This is a genomic window from Butyricimonas sp. (assembly GCF_019423355.1).
Lineage (GTDB): Bacteria > Bacteroidota > Bacteroidia > Bacteroidales > Marinifilaceae > Butyricimonas > Butyricimonas faecihominis.
Genome location: NZ_JAHZBP010000008.1, coordinates 63164 through 83170, shown reverse-complemented (window position 1 = coordinate 83170; position 20007 = coordinate 63164). Strand labels below are relative to the sequence as shown.

At 40.0% G+C, this 20007-nt stretch carries 15 protein-coding genes and 1 tRNA gene; 10 read left to right on the top strand and 6 right to left on the bottom strand.

Translation table 11 applies throughout. The annotated features are described in order from the left end of the window. Nucleotides 1–6: 6 nt before the first annotated feature. Together pyrB and pyrI are read left to right on the top strand one after the other, a co-directional pair. Nucleotides 7–918: an aspartate carbamoyltransferase gene (gene pyrB, locus QVC79_RS12030; protein WP_124317226.1), complete on the top strand. Its 912-nt coding sequence runs from the start codon at nucleotides 7–9 to the stop codon at nucleotides 916–918. A gap of 17 nt (nucleotides 919–935) precedes the next feature. Further along, nucleotides 936–1394, top strand: a complete 459-nt coding sequence (gene pyrI / locus QVC79_RS12025) for an aspartate carbamoyltransferase regulatory subunit (RefSeq protein WP_124317225.1) — start codon at nucleotides 936–938, stop codon at nucleotides 1392–1394. Between the two features lie 45 nt (nucleotides 1395–1439). Here pyrI and QVC79_RS12020 read toward each other — a convergent pair whose 3' ends face one another. Continuing rightward, complete coding sequence (locus QVC79_RS12020; protein ID WP_124317224.1) at nucleotides 1440–1736, bottom strand: HU family DNA-binding protein; 297 nt, start codon at nucleotides 1734–1736, stop codon at nucleotides 1440–1442. A gap of 350 nt (nucleotides 1737–2086) precedes the next feature. Between QVC79_RS12020 and QVC79_RS12015 the strand changes: the two genes are divergently transcribed. Next, the gene (locus QVC79_RS12015; RefSeq protein WP_124317223.1) at nucleotides 2087–2683 is read left to right on the top strand and encodes a recombinase family protein; all 597 of its coding nucleotides are present in this window, start codon (nucleotides 2087–2089) and stop codon (nucleotides 2681–2683) included. 53 nt (nucleotides 2684–2736) lie between these two features. Here the strand turns inward: QVC79_RS12015 and pruA are convergent, their stop codons facing one another. Next, nucleotides 2737–4368 carry an L-glutamate gamma-semialdehyde dehydrogenase gene (pruA, locus tag QVC79_RS12010; protein ID WP_124317222.1) on the bottom strand — a complete coding sequence of 544 codons (1632 nt, stop codon included), beginning with the start codon at nucleotides 4366–4368 and terminating at the stop codon, nucleotides 2737–2739. Nucleotides 4369–4622: 254 nt separating this feature from the next. Here pruA and QVC79_RS12005 point away from each other — a divergent pair, with 254 nt between their 5' ends. Together QVC79_RS12005 and rlmB are read left to right on the top strand one after the other, a co-directional pair. After that, a complete protein-coding gene (locus tag QVC79_RS12005; RefSeq protein WP_124317221.1) occupies nucleotides 4623–6563 on the top strand; it encodes an ABC-F family ATP-binding cassette domain-containing protein in 1941 nt (646 codons plus the stop codon). A gap of 14 nt (nucleotides 6564–6577) precedes the next feature. Continuing rightward, nucleotides 6578–7318: a 23S rRNA (guanosine(2251)-2'-O)-methyltransferase RlmB gene (gene rlmB / locus QVC79_RS12000; protein ID WP_124317220.1), complete on the top strand. Its 741-nt coding sequence runs from the start codon at nucleotides 6578–6580 to the stop codon at nucleotides 7316–7318. 66 nt (nucleotides 7319–7384) lie between these two features. Here the strand turns inward: rlmB and QVC79_RS11995 are convergent, their stop codons facing one another. Beyond that, entirely contained in the window at nucleotides 7385–9955 is a 2571-nt protein-coding gene (locus tag QVC79_RS11995) for a putative LPS assembly protein LptD (RefSeq protein WP_124317219.1), read from the bottom strand. Between the two features lie 239 nt (nucleotides 9956–10194). On the opposite strand from QVC79_RS11995, the gene QVC79_RS11990 reads away from it, so the two are divergent. The 4 genes from QVC79_RS11990 to QVC79_RS11975 all read left to right on the top strand — a co-directional run bounded on the left by QVC79_RS11990 (nucleotide 10195) and on the right by QVC79_RS11975 (nucleotide 14936). Then, nucleotides 10195–11310, top strand: a complete 1116-nt coding sequence (locus QVC79_RS11990) for an N-acetylmuramoyl-L-alanine amidase family protein (protein ID WP_287642493.1) — start codon at nucleotides 10195–10197, stop codon at nucleotides 11308–11310. Between the two features lie 22 nt (nucleotides 11311–11332). After that, nucleotides 11333–12520, top strand: coding sequence for an MlaD family protein (locus QVC79_RS11985; protein WP_270595002.1), 1188 nt, complete (start codon nucleotides 11333–11335; stop codon nucleotides 12518–12520). Between the two features lie 373 nt (nucleotides 12521–12893). Then, nucleotides 12894–14321 carry a chromosomal replication initiator protein DnaA gene (gene dnaA / locus QVC79_RS11980; protein WP_087421746.1) on the top strand — a complete coding sequence of 476 codons (1428 nt, stop codon included), beginning with the start codon at nucleotides 12894–12896 and terminating at the stop codon, nucleotides 14319–14321. Between the two features lie 15 nt (nucleotides 14322–14336). Then, nucleotides 14337–14936: an IMPACT family protein gene (locus QVC79_RS11975; RefSeq protein ID WP_124317948.1), complete on the top strand. Its 600-nt coding sequence runs from the start codon at nucleotides 14337–14339 to the stop codon at nucleotides 14934–14936. 96 nt (nucleotides 14937–15032) lie between these two features. Here QVC79_RS11975 and QVC79_RS11970 read toward each other — a convergent pair. After that, a tRNA-Lys gene (locus QVC79_RS11970) sits at nucleotides 15033–15105 on the bottom strand. Nucleotides 15106–15595: 490 nt separating this feature from the next. After that, nucleotides 15596–16516, bottom strand: a complete 921-nt coding sequence (locus QVC79_RS11965; protein WP_373289761.1) for an arginase family protein — start codon at nucleotides 16514–16516, stop codon at nucleotides 15596–15598. A 262-nt stretch (nucleotides 16517–16778) separates the two neighbouring features. On the opposite strand from QVC79_RS11965, the gene QVC79_RS11960 reads away from it, so the two are divergent. Then, entirely contained in the window at nucleotides 16779–17069 is a 291-nt protein-coding gene (locus QVC79_RS11960; RefSeq protein WP_124318065.1) for an HU family DNA-binding protein, read from the top strand. Nucleotides 17070–17162: 93 nt separating this feature from the next. On the opposite strand, the gene QVC79_RS11955 is transcribed toward QVC79_RS11960, so the two are convergent. Continuing rightward, complete coding sequence (locus QVC79_RS11955) at nucleotides 17163–19979, bottom strand: M16 family metallopeptidase (RefSeq protein WP_287642492.1); 2817 nt, start codon at nucleotides 19977–19979, stop codon at nucleotides 17163–17165. Between the last annotated feature and the right edge of the window lie 28 nt (nucleotides 19980–20007).

The following is a 20007-nucleotide window of genomic DNA, read 5'->3' as shown; positions in this document are numbered from 1 at the left end:
AGAATTATGAATAAACGTAGCTTAGTATCCATTACCGACTACTCGAAAGAGGACATTTTGGAAGTATTGAAAATAGCTTCTGAATTTGAGAAAAACCCAAATCGTAATTTATTAGAGGGTAAGGTGGTTGCTTCCCTGTTTTTCGAGCCATCTACTCGTACGCGATTGAGTTTCGAAACAGCTATTAGTAGAATGGGAGGTCGTATTGTCGGATTTTCCGATGCTTCATCCTCTAGTACGACAAAAGGGGAATCATTGAAAGATACGACCAAGATGGTGGATAACTACTGCGACTTGATTGTGATGCGTCATCCTTTGGAGGGGGCAGCCCGTTTTGCCAGTGAGGTTGCTGATGTGCCGGTAATTAATGCGGGAGATGGTGCCAATCAACACCCGACTCAAACCATGTTGGATTTGTATTCTATCTATAAAACGCAGGGGACCCTTGAAAATCTGAATATTTTCATGGTCGGGGACTTGAAATACGGAAGAACAGTCCATTCTTTATTACAGGCGATGAGCCATTTTAACCCGACGTTCCACTTTATTTCCCCGAAAGAATTGGAGATGCCGAAAGCTTACAAGTTGTTCTTGGACGAATTGCATATTCCTTATTACGAGCATACCGAGTTGGATGATGTGATCAATGATGCGGACATCCTTTATATGACACGCGTACAACGGGAGCGTTTTGCAGATCCGTTGGAGTACGAGAAAGTGAAGAATGTATATATCTTGAAAAACTCCATGCTGGCAGGGACAAAGGATAACATGAAGATTCTTCACCCACTACCTCGCGTGAATGAGATCAGTGAAGATGTGGACGATAACAAGAAAGCATATTACTTCCAGCAGGCTTTGAACGGGGTATACACTCGTCAGGCAATTATTTTCAAAGCATTAGATTTAAAATGGTAATTAAAGAATAAAGAGATATGGCAGCAAAGAAAGAATTACAGGTTAGTGCCGTGGAGAACGGAACGGTAATAGATCATATTCCTGCAGAGAAATTATTTGACGTGATTAACGTGTTGGGAATCCAGAATTTGGAGAATACGGTAACTTTTGGTTACAATTTAATTAGTAGCAAGCTGGGTAAAAAAGGGATTATCAAGATTTGGGATAAATTCTTGAAAGATGATGAGATAAACAAGTTGGCTTTGGTTGCTCCGACGGCAAAAATCAATATTATAAAAGATTTCGAAGTTGCGGAGAAAAAAGCGGTTATGGTGCCAGAGCACGTGGAGGGAATTGCTAAATGCGTGAACCCGAAATGTATTACCAACAACCAGAATGTTCGTACAAAATTTGATGTTGTCGGGAGTTCTCCTATCGTGTTGAAGTGTCACTATTGTGAGAAATTAACTGATCAAGAACACATCGTAATCATTTAATGATACAAAGCTAATTATAAAAAGAATAGAGATACTTATGTATCTCTATTCTTTTGTTGCTAAACTTCTTGCTTTTTGTTTGTTCTTTAACGATTTACTGGTTATAAACTTGATGTAATCGTAAGAGGAATATTTTTCCACTTTTTTGGTGATCAAATTGAATCTTTCTCTTGTTTTTTGTTGCTTTACAGCTAAAGTTCCGAAGTCTTGAATCGTAACTTTTTCACCTGCTTCAAGAGATTCCAGTATACAACTGATAAATGTGTTAATGATTAATGCAGAAGTTGCTTGGGTGTGTCCACTTCTTTCTGCTACTTTTTTAGTGAGTTCTCTTTTGTTCATAATCAATTTGTTATATAATCCTACATCCTGAATGTGAATTCGATTTTCATATGATTTAACGCCTTGTTTAAAACTATTTGTCAGACTAAACGTTCATTTTACTAGACAAATATACCAAATTTTAGGAGAAACATGATGAATTCTTGCAAAAATATTACTAACAAGACCCTTACACGAAAGAAAAGGTATATAAAAAAATCTAATCTTTCATGTAAAAAGCAGTGTCAACTTTAATGAACGTTTTACTTGACACCTGTGTGATTTGTTTGTTTATATTTGTAGGTCTAGTATTTTTTATAAAATGACTATTAATGTCTTTGTTTTAATTTATTTTGTAAAACGGAAGGGTTATGACAATAGCATATTTAAGGGTAAGCACAGGGAAACAACATCTTGAGAATCAAAAAGAAGAAATTGAAAAATTTGCTGCACGGAAAAACTTGACCGTAAATCGTTGGGTGACGGAAGTGGTAAGTGGCAAAAAGAAGGAGCATGACCGGAAATTAGGGCGATTGTTGAAAAGTTTGAAAAGGGGAGATGTATTAATCGTTACGGAATTATCCCGATTAAGTCGAACATTGCTAGACATAATGTCAATTCTTCATCGTTGTCTTGAAATGAATATAACGGTATATAGCACGAAAGATGGTTATGCTTTTGACAATAGCATTAATAGTAAAGTTTTAGCTTTTGCTTTTGCCTTGGTGGCAGAAATTGAGCATAATCTCATTTCGATGAGGACTAAAGAGGCTTTGGCTCACCGGAAGTCGGAAGGAGTACGTTTGGGACGTCCGCCGGGAAAAGGAAAGCAAAACGTGTTGCTGGATAACCGGGAAGAGATTAGCCATTTGCTTGAAGAGGGGATGTCCGTGTCGGCAGTTTGCCGAATTTATCATGTTTCTCGAGAAACTTTTTATGCCGTAAACCGGAAGTATCAGCTTTTCTAAAAAGAAAAAGCTGAACGTACATGACGTTCAGCTTGTATGGAGAATTAAAAGTTCTATTCTTCCAAGAAATTAGGATACATATAGTTCGTTGCCGGAACAAACGTTTCTTTAATGGCTTGTGGAGAAACCCAGCGTAGTAGATTAAAGATCGTTCCTGCTTTATCATTAGTACCGGATGCACGACCACCACCGAAAGGTTGTTGATCAACAACAGCTCCTGTTGGTTTATCGTTGATGTAGAAATTACCGGCCGTGTGAGTTAAACGCTCTGTCATTTCCTCGATGTTGGCACGATTTTTAGAGAAAATAGCTCCGGTAAGAGCGTATGCCGATGATTTGTCCAGAATATCTAATGTTTCATCTACTTTTTCCGGATCATAAACGTAAACGGTTAAGATCGGACCGAATAATTCTTCCCGCATGGTAATGTAATCCGGTTTGAAAGCTTGGATAATGGTCGGTTGGATAAAATATCCAGCACTCATATCGTAATGCCCGCCGATAATCACTTCTGCATCTTCCGATTTGTTTGCAGCATCAATTGCGTTAGACAATTTAACGAAAGATGCCTCGTCAATAACGGCGTTTACAAAGTTCGTGAAATCTTCAACTCCACCGACTTTTATGCTAGCCATGTCCTTTTGCACGTAGTTTTCTACTTCGGGCCAGATATTGGCAGGAATGTAAGCGCGTGAGGCGGCAGAACATTTTTGTCCTTGATACTCGAACGCCCCGCGTACGATAGCTGTTGCCACTTCTTTAGGACATGCTGTCGGGTCGGCGAAAATATAGTCCTTGCCTCCGGTTTCCCCAACAATTCTCGGATAACTTCTGTATTTATCAATATTTTTCACGATAGTAGCCCAAATATCATTGAATACTTGAGTTGATCCCGTGAAATGTATACCTGCAAAATCTTTATGAGAGAAAATAACATCGGCAGCCGTCGGGCCTGAACAGTAAACCAAGTTGATAACACCGTCAGGTAATCCGGCTTCTTTTAGAATTTCCATAATCAGATGTGCCGAGTAAACGGCAGTCTTGGATGGTTTCCAAACGCAAACATTACCCATTAATGCCGGGGCTCCCGGTAAGTTACCTGCGATAGAGGTAAAGTTGAATGGAGTAAGGGCGAAAACAAATCCTTCCAAAGGACGCCATACAGTACGATTCCAGATCCCCGGAGCGGAATTCGGTTGCATATGGTATATTTCGTACATATTTTTTACGTTGAAACGGAAGAAGTCAGCTAATTCTGCCACACAATCGATTTCTGCCTGGAAAGCATTTTTGGATTGTCCTAACATGGTCACGGCATTCATCCGTTGACGATAAGGTCCGGCTAAAAGATCAGCCGCTTTTAAGAAAATGGCAGCCCGACTTTCCCAGCTCATTTTTTCCCAAGCCGGTTTAGCTTTTAATGCAGCATCAATTGCCATTTGCACGTGGCTGGCATCCCCTTGGTGATAATGTCCGAGCAGATGATGATGATCATGTGGTGGACGAATATCTACCAGTTTCCCCGTGCGAACTTCTTTCCCGTCAATGATCATTGGAACATCGGCAACGATAGAACGCAATTGATTGATTTGTGACTTCAATTCTTTTCTTTCCGGAGAACCCGGTGCATAGCTTTTGATGGGTTCATTGGTAATGTTTGGTAGTTTAAATACTCCTTTGGGCATATTTTATTCTTTTATGTAGTTAGTATTCTTTCTAAATTTCCCAAATATAAAAAATATTTGATGGATAAAACAAGATATTTGTCATTTTTTATATGATTTCGTCGGGTTGCAGATTATTTTTGTGTATAAATTTTGAATTTGCAACTTGTAACTTGTAACTTGTAACACACGGGTAAACTCGTTTGCCCGTGTCTATAAGTTTCGTATATTTGCACTCGTTAAAATATAGAAGGTTTTATTTTGCATGATGATATATGATTTCAATTAATAATGTAAGTGTTTTATTTGGAGATTACGCGTTGCTTGACTCTATCTCTTTTCTGGTGAACAAAAGAGATCGGATTGGTCTGACTGGGCGTAACGGGGCCGGAAAGTCTACATTATTGAAGATATTGGCCGGGGTACAAGAGCCTTCCGAGGGAAGTGTATCTGTTCCTTCCGGATTGAAAATCGGGTATTTGCCACAGACGAAAGTGTATGCAGAAGGTAAGACCGTACGGAAAGAGGCGGAAACAGCGTTTAATGATGTGCTGGATTTACAGGCAGAATTGGAGCGTTTGCATCGGGAATTGGGCGAGCGTACAGACTACGAGTCGGATAGTTACATGGCGCTGATTGATAAATTGAACGTGAAGACCGAGATGTTGCATATGCGAGGGGCGGATAATATGGATGGTGAAGTTGAGGTCGTGTTAAAAGGATTGGGATTTCGGCAAGAAGATTTGGAACGGCGGTGCGAGGAATTTAGTGGGGGATGGCGTATGCGGATCGAGTTGGCTAAAATATTATTGGCACGTCCCGATGTTTTTTTATTGGACGAGCCGACAAATCATTTGGATATAGAGTCTATATCTTGGTTGGAGTCATTCTTGCAAGGTTATCCCGGGGCTGTGGTTCTTGTTTCACATGACCGTGCATTTTTGGATAATATTACGACCCGGACGGTAGAGATCTCACTGGGAAAGATATATGATTATAAGGTATCGTATACACGTTTTACTGAATTACGTAAGGAACGTATCGAACAACAGCAACGTGCTTACGAGAACCAGCAAAAGCAGATTAAGGATACGGAGGATTTTATCGAGCGTTTCCGTTATAAGGCGACGAAAGCGGTACAGGTACAATCCCGGATCAAACAACTGGAAAAAATAGAACGAATCGAGATTGAACAGGAAGATTCTGCACGAATCAATGTGCGATTTCAACCGGCAGTACGTTCGGGGGATATTGTCGTGAGTGGGCGGGATTTGAGTAAAGCGTATGGTGATCATGTGGTACTGCATGAAGTGAATCTTGATGTGCTGAGAGGAGAGAAAGTTGCTTTTGTCGGAAGGAATGGAGAAGGTAAAACAACTTTGGTGAAGATGATTATGGATCAGATTCCCTATGAGGGAAACCTGAAGATCGGGCATAACGTGAATATCGGGTATTTTGCGCAGAATCAAGCTGATTTGCTTGACCCTTCGTTGAGTGTTCTGGATACGGTAGATCAAGTGGCAGTAGGTGAAATCCGGAAGAAAATCCGGGATATATTAGGGGCTTTTCTGTTTTCCGGTGAGGATGTCGACAAGAAGGTGAAGGTACTTTCCGGGGGAGAGCGTACCCGCTTGGCAATGGTACGTTTGTTATTAGAACCTTATAACGTGTTAATCTTGGATGAGCCGACGAATCATCTGGATATGCGTACGAAAGATATATTGAAAGATGCGTTGAAGAAGTTCGAAGGTACCGTGATTGTCGTTTCCCATGACAGGGATTTTTTGCTTGGGTTGGCAGATAAGGTGTATGAATTCGCCAACAAGGGGATAAAGGAATACCTAGGGGGTGTTGCGCATTTCCTAGAGGCTAAGAAACTGGAATGTTTCCGGGAATATGAACAGATGCACCCTCGAAAATTGCAACAGGAAGATGTCGCGGAAGAGGAGATTGTTTCTGAAAATAAAATTGCTTTTGAGGAACGGAAACAATGGAATAAAGAGATCAAAAAGTCAGAAGTGAAGATCGAGAAGTTAGAAGTGGAAATTGCTGATTTGGAACAAAAGATAGGGGAGGCAGAGGGAAAAATGGCAGAAGGCGTGATTAATGATGAGTTATTAAAAACTTATGACGAGATGAAAAAACGCTTGGAAGTCTGTATGGAAGAATGGGAAGAGGAGAACGGGCATTTGGAAGAATTGAAAGCTAGAAATTAATAATAACGAATAAGATGGCAAAGTTTAAGCAAGAGTGTATTTTCGGAATTCGGGCCGTGATGGAGGCTATACAGGATGAGAAGGAAATTGACAAGGTGATGTTCCGTCAGGGAATAAAGGGGGAGTTGTTCCAACAATTATTTTCGCTGGTGCGTGAACGTCAGATTCAGTTCCAGTACGTACCCGAAGAGGTGTTTAAACCGTTTGCCGGGAAAAATCATCAAGGAGTTTTGGCAGAGGTTTCTCCAATTCCTTACCAAGATATAAACACGGTCGTGGATGCTGTGGTGGCGGAAGGGGAAATGCCATTAATACTTATCTTGGATCGGATTACTGATGTCCGAAATCTGGGTGGAATTGCCCGTACGGCAGAGTGTGCCGGGGTGAGTGCCATTTTAATTCCGAATAAGAATTCTGCAAAAATATCTTCTGATGCGATTAAAACATCTGCCGGGGCTTTATACCATTTGCCTGTTTGTCGGGAGAAGAATCTCAAAAAGACGATAAAAGAATTGAAACGAAGAGGGTTAACTTTATTTGCAGCCACGGAGAAAGCGGATAAATTTTATACCGAAGTGGATATGAAAGAGGGATGTATGATTATTATGGGAGCGGAGGATACTGGTATTGATGAAGAGTTGTTAGTATTGGCTGATCAACAAATTAAAATTCCCCAGTATGGGAAAATAGAATCTCTGAATGTTTCTGCTGCTGCCGCAATCCTTGTGTATGAGGCGGTGAGACAACGAAAATAGAAATCTTACTTGGTATCAACGAAATAAAGCAGACAAGTGTCTGCTTTATTTCGTTGATTTATTTGATTAAAGTCTTCGATCATACCAAGAATCTCGTTTGGTCAACTTCAAATCCCTCAATAAAGAGGATCGGACGTGAATTTCAAAGTTGTAAGACTGGTGCTGTCCAAACGGCATACAGTTGAATGTCATTTCCCAACAATGCAAGTCTCTCGTGACACTAAAGCTGGTTGAAGTTACTTCTTTGTTTTTAATGTCATATCCCGATTGGAACGTGAGTTTCCATTTAGGGGTTAACGAGAGGTCACCCGAAAAGTTGATGATCTGAGAGATTGTCGGACTTTTGTAAGGGCTAGGTTTGGAATAAGTAAGGTTGTAACTAATGCTGATATTCCAAGGTACGTCAAAGTCGACGTAGTCATCATAGAATCCGCCTACTAGGTCATTCTTTTTTTCTTTATTTTGTCCGTTATCTGCGGAAAAACTAAAATTAGTAGAGATCGTTGCATTGGTTAAACGTCCTAGTTTTCCGTGATATTTATTATATCTTACATTATTTGTATCTATCGCGTAAGGGTCAATGGTACCACTGAAATTCAAATCTACTTTGTTATTCAATATTTTGGTACGTGCGCTTATGGAGATATTTGAAAAGTTCATACTGTCGGCAAAAGGATTATAAGATGTTGAAAGTCTGAAACTTTCCAAAAGTTTTACTTTTTTGAATTCTTCGTCTCCGGTTGTATCCTTGTCATTTCGGACTTTCATTTCGACATTGTTATCCAAACTGAAACTAATACTCCCGGATTGTTTGCCGCCGGTAGTGTTCGGACGATAGGTTAAACCTTCGTGAATGTCATATTCAACCTCTTTCTCTCCATCGAAGTAGCTCTTTTTGTAGTTACCTAAGGGTTTGATGGCGGGGGTATAGGATGCCGATATGGAAGGACGTATCATGTGCCGGATGGCAACGACTTTACATCCCGGTTTGAACATGAACATACCATATATGGTTGGGGTATACCCGATTGATCCACTGGCTGAGTAATCATGCGAGTAATTCAACCCGGGGACATCCCGTGTGATAAATTGCCCACCGTTAGCACTCGTGTCCGGGATCCATATTTTTTCAATGGTTTTGAGGTTCAAGTAGCCGTTATAATTTAAAGAAGGAGTGAAGGTCACGTCCTTGGCAATCTTAAATTGTAAACTGATCGGAATATTGTGTTTAAATCCATTACTCCAGTCTCTTTCAAAAGAAGATTTGAACAACTTGTCTTCTTTGGTTTGGATACTATTTCTTAATTCGGCAGAATAAGATACACCAATATTATCATACCATTTCATTTCACCGCTTTTCCCTTTTTTACGGAAAGGATAGATTTGTGTCATTCGGAGACTCAAATTCGGTAATGTTATAGCAATAGAGGTGTCCCGGCTATTCTGGCTATGATTGAACGAACCACTCAAACTGAACGGGCTTTCCGGCCATTTTTTACTCCACGAAATACTGGATTGCTTTCTTTGGTTGGCAATCCCGTCCACCGTGTTGGCATTATAGTAGTTGTTATTGGCGGATGACATATCCACGGAAGCAGAGAATGAACTGTACGGGTTTGCTTTTCCATCTTGCGTGTGGGTCCAGCGTACAGACCAGTCTGATGATTCCTGATAATCAGGTAACCCCTTTTCACTGACATAGTTTTTACTGATCGTGAAGTTCAGATTACCGTTAAATTTGTATCTTTTACGGTATTGGGTTGCGTATTGTAACCCCCAAGAACCGTTGGTGTAAATATCCCCGGTGATATTCATATCAATATAGTCATTGATATAAATATAGTACCCACCACCCCTCAAGTTAAATCCTCTCATTCGTTCCTCTCCGTAAGTGGGCATGATAATTCCCGACGTGGCTTTTTTTGTGATCGGGAAAAAGCCGAAAGGAATAAAGATCGGTAAAGGAATTCCTTCCAGTTCCAAATTGGTGAAACCGACGAATATCTTTTTGTCTTTGATCATCTTCGCCTTGCTCATGTTTAGCCCAAAGTGAGGATGGTCGTGTTCGTCGCAGGTTGTGTACATACCGTGTTTCACGCAATAGACGGAGTCACTCATCTTTTTGGTTGTTTTTCCTTGAATATAACCTTCTCCTTCCTGGGTGATAATCTCGGTTACGTAACCCTTTTTCGTGTCAAAATTATAATGTAATTCAGTACTTTCAAATTCCTGACCACCGTCTTTAAATTTAGGTGTCCCTTTTAATTTCCCGACAGAATCGGGTACTCCGGTTGCCATGGCAAGTTTTTTATCCATGTCGAGTTCGATGTAATCGGCTCTTAACTCTGTCGTAAGGTATTTCACGAAACCATTTCCGTATAGATATACTTTTTTCTCTTGTATTGAAAATCTGACCGAATCGTCCGCGTCGTATTTAACAAGGTCATCAAATAGAGGTTTGGATTGAGCGGAGTCATTGCGAATAGTATCAATCGGGATTCCTGCAGAATCATAAACGATACGAATGCTATCACCGGGTTGTCCCGTTGTGTCAATGGCTGTGATAAAGAGATTTTGTCCGAAAATAATCTCGGACGCCAAGCCATTCGATGAGAGTATTATGGGCAGGGCGATCATTGTTAAAATGATACATTTCTTAATAAAAAGCCCTGTATATAATCTAACTTGCAATTTTATAATTATTTTTGTGACTAATTATTGCATCACGCATATTGCATTTTTGCTTTGCAAATGTAAGAAATAATGGTTGTTAATGCTCATGATTCTTTTTAAAAAGTTTTAAATACATGATAAATCAGTGCAGGTTCATATGTTTCTTGTTGGTAATCTTTTTATTAGAAGGTTCAAATTCTTTGATGGCACAAGAGGCTTTGGGTAAAATTAATTGTATTTGTATTGATGCCGGACATGGAGGAAAAGATCCGGGAGCTATCAGTGGAAAGCTGAGAGAAAAAGATATAACGTTGGCCATCGCTCTGAAATTGGGGAAAATGGTGAAGAGTGCCTATCCTGATTTGAAAGTCGTGTACACGAGAACAAAAGATGTTGCCGTGGATTTGAGAGAACGGGGACGGATTGCGAATAAGGCCAAAGCGCAATTGTTTATATCCATTCATGTGAATAAGTTTTCTAAATCAAGCGTGAGAGGCGTGGAAACATACGTGCTGGGGTTGCATAAGTCGGAGGCCAGTTTTCAGGTTGCCATGAAAGAGAACGAGGCTATTCATTACGAAGAGGATTATTCTGTGAAATATGATGGTTTTGATCCGAAAAAGGCAGAGTCATATATCATGTTTAATTTTTTGAAAAATAGTCATTTGAAGAATAGTATGGAATTTGCCGCACCTATACAAAAGGAGTTAATCGCGAGAACTCGTATGCCGGATCGGGAAGTAAGGCAAGCGGGATTTATCGTGTTGATGGACGTGGGGATGCCGGCTGTTCTGATTGAGACCGGTTTTATTTCGAATCCGAGTGATCAAAAGATTTTAACGTCTGAATCGGGACAAACGAATATTGCCCGGGCTATATTTACGGCTTTTCAGGCCTATAAGAATAACGTGGAACGTAACAGTGTCGTGTTGACCGGTGGACAGGATGAACAAAAAGTGATATCAAAACAGACTCCGCAGGTGCAAAAGCAAAACCAGAAAACTTCCACGGTAGAAAAGAAAGAAGTAGAGAAGAATATTACGACTTCTGGTAAGAATGATTTGTTTTATGCTATACAAGTTGCCTCTTCCAAGACACAAATAAAAGATCTTCGGTATCTGAAACTGAAAGATAAGGTGGAGGTGCTGAAGGGAACAGACCGTTACCGGTATTACGTGAAGAAAACTTCGAGTTACGAGAAAGCGTTAGAGTTTCAACAAGAAGTTCGGAAAACTGTAAAGGATTGCTTTGTTATTGCTGTCTATAAGGGAAAACAAATTACCGTGGCAGAGGCAAGAAAGTTAGAACGGAAAAAATAAATGAAGAAATAAAATAATACTCATGAAAATAAGAAGAGAAGCGAAATTAGCCCTGACTGCGTTGGCTGCGGTTTTTATCTTGATTTGGGGAATAAATTTCTTGAAAGGTTCGTCCTTGTTTGAATCCAAAAGTACATTTTACGGCGTGTATGATAGTGTAGAAGGGTTGAAAGTGTCTAGTGGCGTTATTTACCGGGGCTATCAGGTAGGACAGGTAATTTCGATTCAATTTACGGGAGAACGGTTCGATCGGGTACTCGTGAAGTTCTCGGTGGATAAAGGGTTGGAGCTGCCATCAAACACGTTGGCCATGATTCAGAGTGCTGATTTAATGGGTTCAAAAGTTGTTGCTCTAGTGCCGGGAGATTCTCACGTGACTGCGGTAAGTGGAGACACCCTGCGGTCCCAAGTGGAGCGTGGACTTATGGAACAGGTGAGCCAGCAAATGTTGCCATTGAAACAGAAGGCCGAGCGTTTGCTGGGATCGTTGGATTCCGTGATGTTAATTGTTCAAGGGTTGTTTAATGAGGAAACAAAAAAGAATCTAAGTAATAGTTTCGGAAGTATTGATCGAACATTACGTAATTTGGAGGGAGCCTCGGGAAATTTGGATACCTTAATACAAGGGGAGTCTGCGAGAATCAGTTCTATCTTGCAGGATGTAAATAGCATCACGGGTAATTTGAGAAATAATAACGAAGAGATTTCTACTATTTTGGGTAATGTATCCGCGATAAGCGATTCTTTACGGCAGGCAAGTTTACACCAGACATTAATGAGCTTGGATTATATTTTGGCTACAACCGATTCGATAATGAATAAAATAAATAGAGGAGAGGGAACGATAGGGGCTCTTTTAAATGATAATGATCTCTATTATAATTTGAATCAAGTGAGTGAAAATTTGAATCGTTTATTAGTTGAGTTCAGGTATAATCCGAAACGCTTTATAAATCTTTCTCTGATTGATTTTTCTTCAGGAAAAAATGCTCTTGAAGAATATGGCGTGGTGATTTTCGAGTCTTCAGAACGATTGGATGTTAATTCTGAATTGTATGTGCAAAATCATGGATTGAAGGAGATTAAGTATAAGGATAAATATCTTTACATCATTGATAGCTACAAGAAATTGAAACCTGCCCAGAGGAAATTAGATGATGTTATAAAGCGTTATAATGATGCTTATATTGTTAAAATTGACTTTATTTGAAAATTAGAATTATTCTAAATAATGACTTTTGAAGTCTGAATTTTGTTAACATAAAAGACAAGGCTTAAGAATCAAAAAAATATAGCGTAGTTCATTTTTTCCCCTTAGGTGCTAAAGCTTTATCCCTAGGGTAGGTTAATTAGAAAGTTACGTTTATGTTAAGAATTTGTTGCAAAAAAGGAACGCTTGGAAATAGATTGATTTGGGATTAAGGTGTTGATTTTCATGATTGTATGTCTAAAGAATTGATATCTAAAACGTAAGCAAGAATCGATAAAAAACAAGTGAAAGTATCATTTTTTTTCCAAGATTTTTTTTTCGAATTTAGCATTCCATTTCCTAGAAATGAGATAGGGATATAAATAATAGATAAATGAAAAGGGATTGTAAAAGTGTTTGGTCGGAATGTCTAGACTTAATCAAGGAGCAGGTGTTGCCAAGAACGTTTAAAACTTGGTTTGCACCGATTCGTGCATTGAGTTTCAAAGATGATGTGTTGACAATTCAGGTGCCGAGTCAATATGTTTATGAATGTTTGGAAGAGCATTTTGTGGATATATTGAGAAAGGCTGTTCGTACCGCTATTGGTCCGAATGCAAAACTTGAATATTCGGTTGTAGTAGAAGAGAGCCATCCTCGTGACCCTCTCTCCGTAACGATGCCTTCCAATAACATGAAAAAGGTGGAACCAAACACGGTATACGTGAATGGTAAACCGGATAGTGTTGCCCCTAAAAATCCTTTTGAGCGTAATAATAATCGTTTGCAGATAGACCCTCAATTGAATCCTTCTTACACGTTGGACAGTTATATCGAGGGAAGTTGTAATCGTTTGGCAAAGTCTGCTGCCGTGGCTATTGCACAAAATCCGGGAGGTACGGCTTTTAATCCCTTGTTAATATATGGTGGATCCGGATTGGGGAAAACTCATTTGGCTCAAGCTATCGGTATGGAGGTAAAACAAAATTATCCCAACAAGGTCGTGTTGTACGTGACCACGAATGTTTTCCAGACTCAATTTACGGAAGCCGTACGCAAAAATGAGATAAATGATTTCTTACATTTCTATCAGTTAATTGACGTGTTGATTCTGGATGATATTCATGAGTTGGCCGGAAAGACTGCCACGCAGAATACATTCTTCCATATATTTAATCACTTGCATCAATCGGGAAAACAATTGATCTTGACATCTGATCGTTCACCGGCTGAATTGAGTGGTTTGGAAGAACGTTTACTTTCCCGTTTCCGTTGGGGATTGTCTGCCGAGATAAAAGCTCCTGATTTTGAGACTCGTATGGAAATTGCTCGTTTTAAGGCGCATAAAGATGGTATTGACTTCTCGGATGAGGTATTGGAATATATCTGTAAATATGTAAGTAATAACGTGCGGGAATTGGAAGGAGCAATGATTTCTTTGCTGGCCCAGGCTACATTTAACCATAAAGATCTGACGGTTGATGTGGTAAAGGATATTTTGGGTAAAATGGTGAAGAATCAGAAAGTCGAGTTGACCGTGGAACATATTCAGCAGGTTGTTTGTAATCATTTTAACATGGCTCCCGAAATGTTACAAGAGAAGACGAGAAAACGGGAAGTTGTTCAGGCTCGTCAGCTGGCCATGTATTTCAGCAAGACTTACACGAATGCATCGTTGGCATACATTGGTAAACAAATTGGTAAGAAGGATCACACAACCGTGTTGTATGCTTGTAAGGCTGTTACCGATTTGATGGAGACCGATCGTGCTTTTAAGGCTCAAGTGGAGGAACTCCAAAAGAAACTTTATTGCCGTAACTAATTATCACGTTCCTTTATGGAGGAGGATAAATATAGAACCGTAAATGCGATTGCCGAAGGCCTGTACAAGGAAAAAGGTAGTCGCTTTATTTCTTTTATTTATCCCGTAAAATCCGAAGAAGAGATTAAAGATATTGTTACCGGGCTTAAGACGAAGTATTATGATGCCCGACACCATTGTTATGCTTATTGCCTAGGGGCAAACCGGGAGCGTTTCCGGGCGAATGATGACGGGGAGCCTTCTTCTACGGCGGGTAAACCCATCCTCGGACAGATTATTTCCAATGACTTGTCCAACGTGCTTATCGTGGTGATCCGGTATTTCGGGGGAATTAAGTTAGGGGTATCCGGTTTGATTCAAGCCTATAAAGAAGCTGCCGCCGATGCGATCAATCATGCAGAGATCGTGGAGCGTACGGTAGATGAAGTTATTCACGTGCGTTTTACTTATGTCGTGATGAATGACGTGATGAAAGTATTGAAAGAAGAAGAACCGGACATTTTATCCCGAAATTTTGAGATGGAATGTGAGATGACTTTGTCTATCAGACAGAAAGATATGCCTCGTCTTAGAGAACGTTTGTTGAAGATCGAGTCTTTGAGTATCGAAGAATAGCGAATTTCATTTGCCCCTCCCTTTGGGAGTATACATTGGTGTATAAAAAAGGATCCGCTATAATTCGTTTATTATAGCGGATTGTCATTCAGATTGTGATCCAGCTGGGACTCGAACCCAGGACCCCAACATTAAAAGTGTTGTGCTCTACCGGCTGAGCTACTGAATCCTTCAATTGTGTTTCTCAATTGCGGTTGCAAAGATAGGTATTCTATTCGAATTTCCAAAGGACAAAAGGATTTTTTACAAAAAAAGACAAGATAAAAAGAATACTTTAGCCCCCATGGATGCTCTTTTTATCGTGATATACCCGGAATGCCCCGTTAAGACTTTTGATATATTTCTTTTGAATTCGGAGCATCTATCATTTGGCCGCTTATGGTTATCTTGCGGGCTACACTTTGTCCGCCGATGGGTTGGGACAAGAACACGTTATTTTCACTGTAGGTACATAGCAAGTACACTGGAGATTGTTCTTGCTATGTTCTTGCTATGTTCCTGCTTGGTATTTGTCATAGCCCATCGCTAGCCTAACCCCGGTGTATTATGGACGAATGTTCGCCTTCGGCGAGTTACAGGCTACAAGTTACAGATTCATTTTTTAGCTTCTCCCGACAGGGATGGTCGTTATTTTGAAATGAAATTTTGTGGTTTATCCTTTATTGTAATAGGGGTAATTGATGTAACATATTTTTGATCCTGATTGCCGTGCGAGGCATAGGTTCCGCAATTGTCAAGCCTACTAATTCTTTTTCTGCAGCAATGTCCTTTATTACCCGAATGACTTCTTCCATTTTCATCCCATCGGGGTCTGTACCAACAGCAGCGATGATTTCGGCAGGATCAAGTACATCCATATCAAAATGGATAACGACTTTCGACGCTCCGCATGATTTCAACCAAGTTTTGATCGCATCACTGTTTTGTGCAACATCTTTGGGCGTGAGATGTTTTATTCCGTATTGCTTTTGTCGTTCTTTGATTTCTTCACGTTCCCAGTTGCGTAACCCCACAAATAATATGTTTGATGGGGTAAATCGGGTGGGTAATTCCGCTAGGATTTTGGCATCTCCATGCCCCATGCAGGCGGTTACGGCCATGGCGTGAAATCCGGGATAGATGTCTCCGGGGAGCGTGATGTCCGGATGTGCATCAATCCAAACTAGGGCAACATCATTCTTGTATTTTTGCGCCAGATAGGTAAAGGGAACGACACTGGCCGAGCATTCTCCGCCAAGTGTTACGATTTTATCGGGATTACTGACTTGTAGTATGCTTAATGCAGCTCTTGTTTGACGGACTATAATATCCCGGTCGAGGACTCCGTCTGTTACCTTCCGATCTGTGATTTCAGTCGAAACGGGAACCGTTAATGTTTCTTGACCATTGCTCGGGGCAAGGAAATTTAAGAGTTGTGCCCCCAAGACATATCCCCTTGAGGCATCATCGGGATTTTCGACCTCTGTAATCAATTTCACGATATTGGCACCTTGCCATTGGGGATAGATCAAACGAATTGTTTTTGTTTCCTTTTTCATATTCTGGAGATTTATTCTATTTTTCCCTTTCATTGTTTTCATACAAAGTTACATAGTCTTCTTCCCTTAAACAAGTATTGGTAAATGATTCAGTATAGATTATTTAAGTGATTCCCCAAAAGCTGAATTGTCGGTTAAATAGGTGTGATGGAAGCGTGTTTTGTAATAATATTTGCTATATTGTTGTATTTTGGATGAAAAATGTTGTGTTTTATCTTTTAATCTCTAACTTTGTTAGGCATAAATGTTGAATTGACGTTAGTCAGTATTTATCATGTGAGGAAAAATCATATTATAATTAGATATGGACAAGAGAAAAATAGTTAAAATTGTGGCCAAAAAAAATGGCATGTCACAAAAAGATGTGACGATGGTATTTGATGAAATTTTCAATACGATGTTAGAAGGGCTAAAAGAAGAGGGGCATGTGGGGTTAGCGGGTTTTGGATCTTTCAACGTGAAAAAATGTGCTGTTCGTCATCGATATGTTCTTTCAACCCAAAAAGTTGTTTTATACCCGGAAACTCAAAAAGTTATTTTTAGGGTGGCTAAGCAATTTAAATTTAAGGGAGATGGAGTAGTGGGAGAAGAGTAATTCGAACTTATCACTTGATGAAATTTTGTATGAATGAAAAACGCCCGGGAATTACTCCCGGACGTTTCCTTTTATATAAATTGCAACCTAATTTTATTTTGATTTCGGTTGGAAGATCATATCAACAACATCGGCTCCCTTGAATAATTTCTGGGTGAATTTCTTCACGTCTTTTGTTGTGATCTTGTCAATAATGTTATCGAAGTTTTTCGGGTCTGTTACATCAATTCCACGAAGATAATAAGTTTGAATTGCATTCATCCAATATGCATTATGAGGTTTGCTTTGTTCATTATTTTTCTTCAGGATAGTAGTTACCTTGTCGATCTCTTCTTGGGTCGGGCCTTCCTTCATTAATTTGTCGATTTCAGCATAGATTAATGATTTCAAGTGTTCTGCTTTATCTGGATCGCAATCAAAGCTCATGCTCATGCTGTAGCTTTCGTACGGTTCTTTAGAAGAACTCGGTTGAACGGCTACACCATAGGTACCACCTTCTTTTTCACGGATATTGGTCATGTATCTTTGATCCAGTACGCCTCTCAAGATATTCAAGCAAAGATTGTCGTGAATGCTTGTTTTCATCTCTTTAGAGAAACTGGTGATTACAGTTGCCTTCGGAGTAGTCAGATCCAGTTCAATAACTTTTTCAGTTCTTCCTTTCGGTCCTCTCACTTTGTTATCCACCCAATTTTCTTTCCGGTTGTAAGATTTTACAGATCCCAAGTATTTTTCAACCAACGGTTTTACGGTTTCTGCATCGATGTTACCCACGATGAAGAATGTAAAGTCGCTGATGTCTTTGATACGGTCGCGGTAGATCTCCTCGATTTGTTCAATGCTAACTTTATCTAAAAATTCTTTACCGAATAACAATGTTCTCGGGCTATAATTGCTCATGATCATGCTAACAGAGTCTTGCATAATCTTTTGAGGATTGTTGGCTGAGTTCTCGATGGCAGCGTAGTTACGTTGCATCAAGGTATTGTGTACTTCTTTGTCGAAACGAGGTTTCTCGAAACGCAAGTAGATTAGCTGCATCAAGGTTTCGAAATCATTCGGAGTAGATGCACCACCAACTGATTCTGAAAGACCGCCAATGTTAACACCGGCTTGGGCTTGTTTCCCGGTTAATAATTTTCTCAAGGTTATTGCGTCATAGTCTCCTAATCCGTAAGCCCCGATAAATTGATCTGTGACTTGGGCAGATGCTAATTTGTCGATACCATATAATGAAGTACCTCCCTTACTGTAAGAACTTACTTGTACTTGGTCTTTTTCGTAGTCTGCTTTGCGGAATACCACTTTTGCTCCATTTTCCAAAGTCCACTCTTCGGCATCGAATTGCGGTAATTTTTTGGTAGCGATGATCTTGGAACCTTTCAAGTCCTCGTTGATTAAAGATGCCTCTGTTACTTGGTCTTTATAAGGCTCTAAGTTAGAGCTTTCAACTTTGTCCAACACGGCGATGGCTTCTTCTTTCGTGATGTGTTTAACTCCTTCAGACGGGCCTTGTGCCACGATCACCATGTTTTTCCGGTTAAGGTGTTTTTTAGCTAAAGCTGAAACTTCATCCACGGTGATGGTCGGGATAATAGCTTTGGCAAAATTGTAATAGTAATCGAAATCTACGATAGGTTCTCCATCAAGGAAGTTAGATTGCATTTCACCGATATAATCTTCGGAGGTAGTTTTGTCTTTTTGTTTGTAAGCAGATTCCAAGCCTACTAGCATGTTGGTTTTTGCTCTTTCAAGCTCGCCTTCCGTGAAACCGAATTTCTTTATTCTTTCGTTTTCACGATAGATAGCTTCCAGTGCTGCTGCTTCTTCATTCGGTTTTGCTGTAGCAGAGATCATATAGGTACTCCATCCTCTTACGATACCGCCGCCGAATCCGGCTTGTGCGTTAATGAAAGGAGGATTGCCTTTTTGAAGTAATTCAGAAACACGTTGTCCCAACATGGTGTTGTAGAAGGATTGAAGAATTCCATTTTTCAGGTATTCATGATTCTTTTCTTCTTTCGGGGTAGAGGGGTATTTGATATACACGCTGACAGACGATTGAGTTACTTCTTTGTCCGTTGCGCATACGAAGTAAATATCGTCGTGAGGGTTAACCGTGAACTCTTCTCTCACGGCCGGATTCACCGGAGTCGGGATTTTGGAGAATAATTCTTTTACTTTTTTCTCCATCTGGTCTACATCGAAATCACCGACAACAGCGATAGCTTGCAGGTCCGGACGATACCATTTATGATAATAATCACGAAGAGTCTGGTATTTGAAATTCTTGATAATGTCCAAGTTCCCGATAACATCTCTTTTTGCGTATTTAGAGTCTTTTAGTAATACCGGCATGATTTGGGCACGGATACGGAAACTCGGGGTTCTTCTGGTTCTCCATTCTTCCGAGATAACTCCTCTTTCGCCATCGATTTCGTCATCGACTAATAAAAGATAATGTGACCAGTCGTGAAGTACGAGTAAACAAGTATCTAATAAATCAGGATTGGTTGTAGGAACCTCGCTGATATTGTAAACAGTCTCGTCTTGTGCCGTGTAAGCATTCACGTTTCTTCCGAATTCAACACCATGTTTTTCCAACATGTTGGTAATACCTTTTCTTCCCGGGAAATGCTTGGTCCCGTTGAATGCCATGTGTTCCAAAAAGTGAGCTAAACCGTCCTGATCATCATTTTCTAGGATAGCTCCCACGTTTTGGATGATGTAAAAACTGGCTCGTTCTTTGGGTTCCGCGTTATGGCGGATGTAATAAGTCAATCCATTAGCTAGTTTCCCGATGCGAACGTTCGGATCCATGGGAAGTGGTGCCTTCATGTCATATTGGGCGAACAGGCTAGTGCTGATCAATGCCAATAAAGCACACACGATTAATAATTTTTTTGCCATACGAATTATTTTAATGTTTTAATGTTTG

What these genes read in the sequence shown, in the direction of transcription:
- pyrB (WP_124317226.1), top strand. Translation starts at nt 7, where the DNA reads ATGAATAAACGTAGCTTAGTATCCATTACCGACTACTCGAAAGAGGAC.
- pyrI (WP_124317225.1), top strand. Translation starts at nt 936, where the DNA reads ATGGCAGCAAAGAAAGAATTACAGGTTAGTGCCGTGGAGAACGGAACG.
- QVC79_RS12020 (WP_124317224.1), bottom strand. Translation starts at nt 1,736, where the DNA reads ATGAACAAAAGAGAACTCACTAAAAAAGTAGCAGAAAGAAGTGGACAC.
- QVC79_RS12015 (WP_124317223.1), top strand. Translation starts at nt 2,087, where the DNA reads ATGACAATAGCATATTTAAGGGTAAGCACAGGGAAACAACATCTTGAG.
- pruA (WP_124317222.1), bottom strand. Translation starts at nt 4,368, where the DNA reads ATGCCCAAAGGAGTATTTAAACTACCAAACATTACCAATGAACCCATC.
- QVC79_RS12005 (WP_124317221.1), top strand. Translation starts at nt 4,623, where the DNA reads ATGATTTCAATTAATAATGTAAGTGTTTTATTTGGAGATTACGCGTTG.
- rlmB (WP_124317220.1), top strand. Translation starts at nt 6,578, where the DNA reads ATGGCAAAGTTTAAGCAAGAGTGTATTTTCGGAATTCGGGCCGTGATG.
- QVC79_RS11995 (WP_124317219.1), bottom strand. Translation starts at nt 9,955, where the DNA reads ATGATCGCCCTGCCCATAATACTCTCATCGAATGGCTTGGCGTCCGAG.
- QVC79_RS11990 (WP_287642493.1), top strand. Translation starts at nt 10,195, where the DNA reads ATGGCACAAGAGGCTTTGGGTAAAATTAATTGTATTTGTATTGATGCC.
- QVC79_RS11985 (WP_270595002.1), top strand. Translation starts at nt 11,333, where the DNA reads ATGAAAATAAGAAGAGAAGCGAAATTAGCCCTGACTGCGTTGGCTGCG.
- dnaA (WP_087421746.1), top strand. Translation starts at nt 12,894, where the DNA reads ATGAAAAGGGATTGTAAAAGTGTTTGGTCGGAATGTCTAGACTTAATC.
- QVC79_RS11975 (WP_124317948.1), top strand. Translation starts at nt 14,337, where the DNA reads ATGGAGGAGGATAAATATAGAACCGTAAATGCGATTGCCGAAGGCCTG.
- QVC79_RS11965 (WP_373289761.1), bottom strand. Translation starts at nt 16,516, where the DNA reads ATGAAAACAATGAAAGGGAAAAATAGAATAAATCTCCAGAATATGAAA.
- QVC79_RS11960 (WP_124318065.1), top strand. Translation starts at nt 16,779, where the DNA reads ATGGACAAGAGAAAAATAGTTAAAATTGTGGCCAAAAAAAATGGCATG.
- QVC79_RS11955 (WP_287642492.1), bottom strand. Translation starts at nt 19,979, where the DNA reads ATGGCAAAAAAATTATTAATCGTGTGTGCTTTATTGGCATTGATCAGC.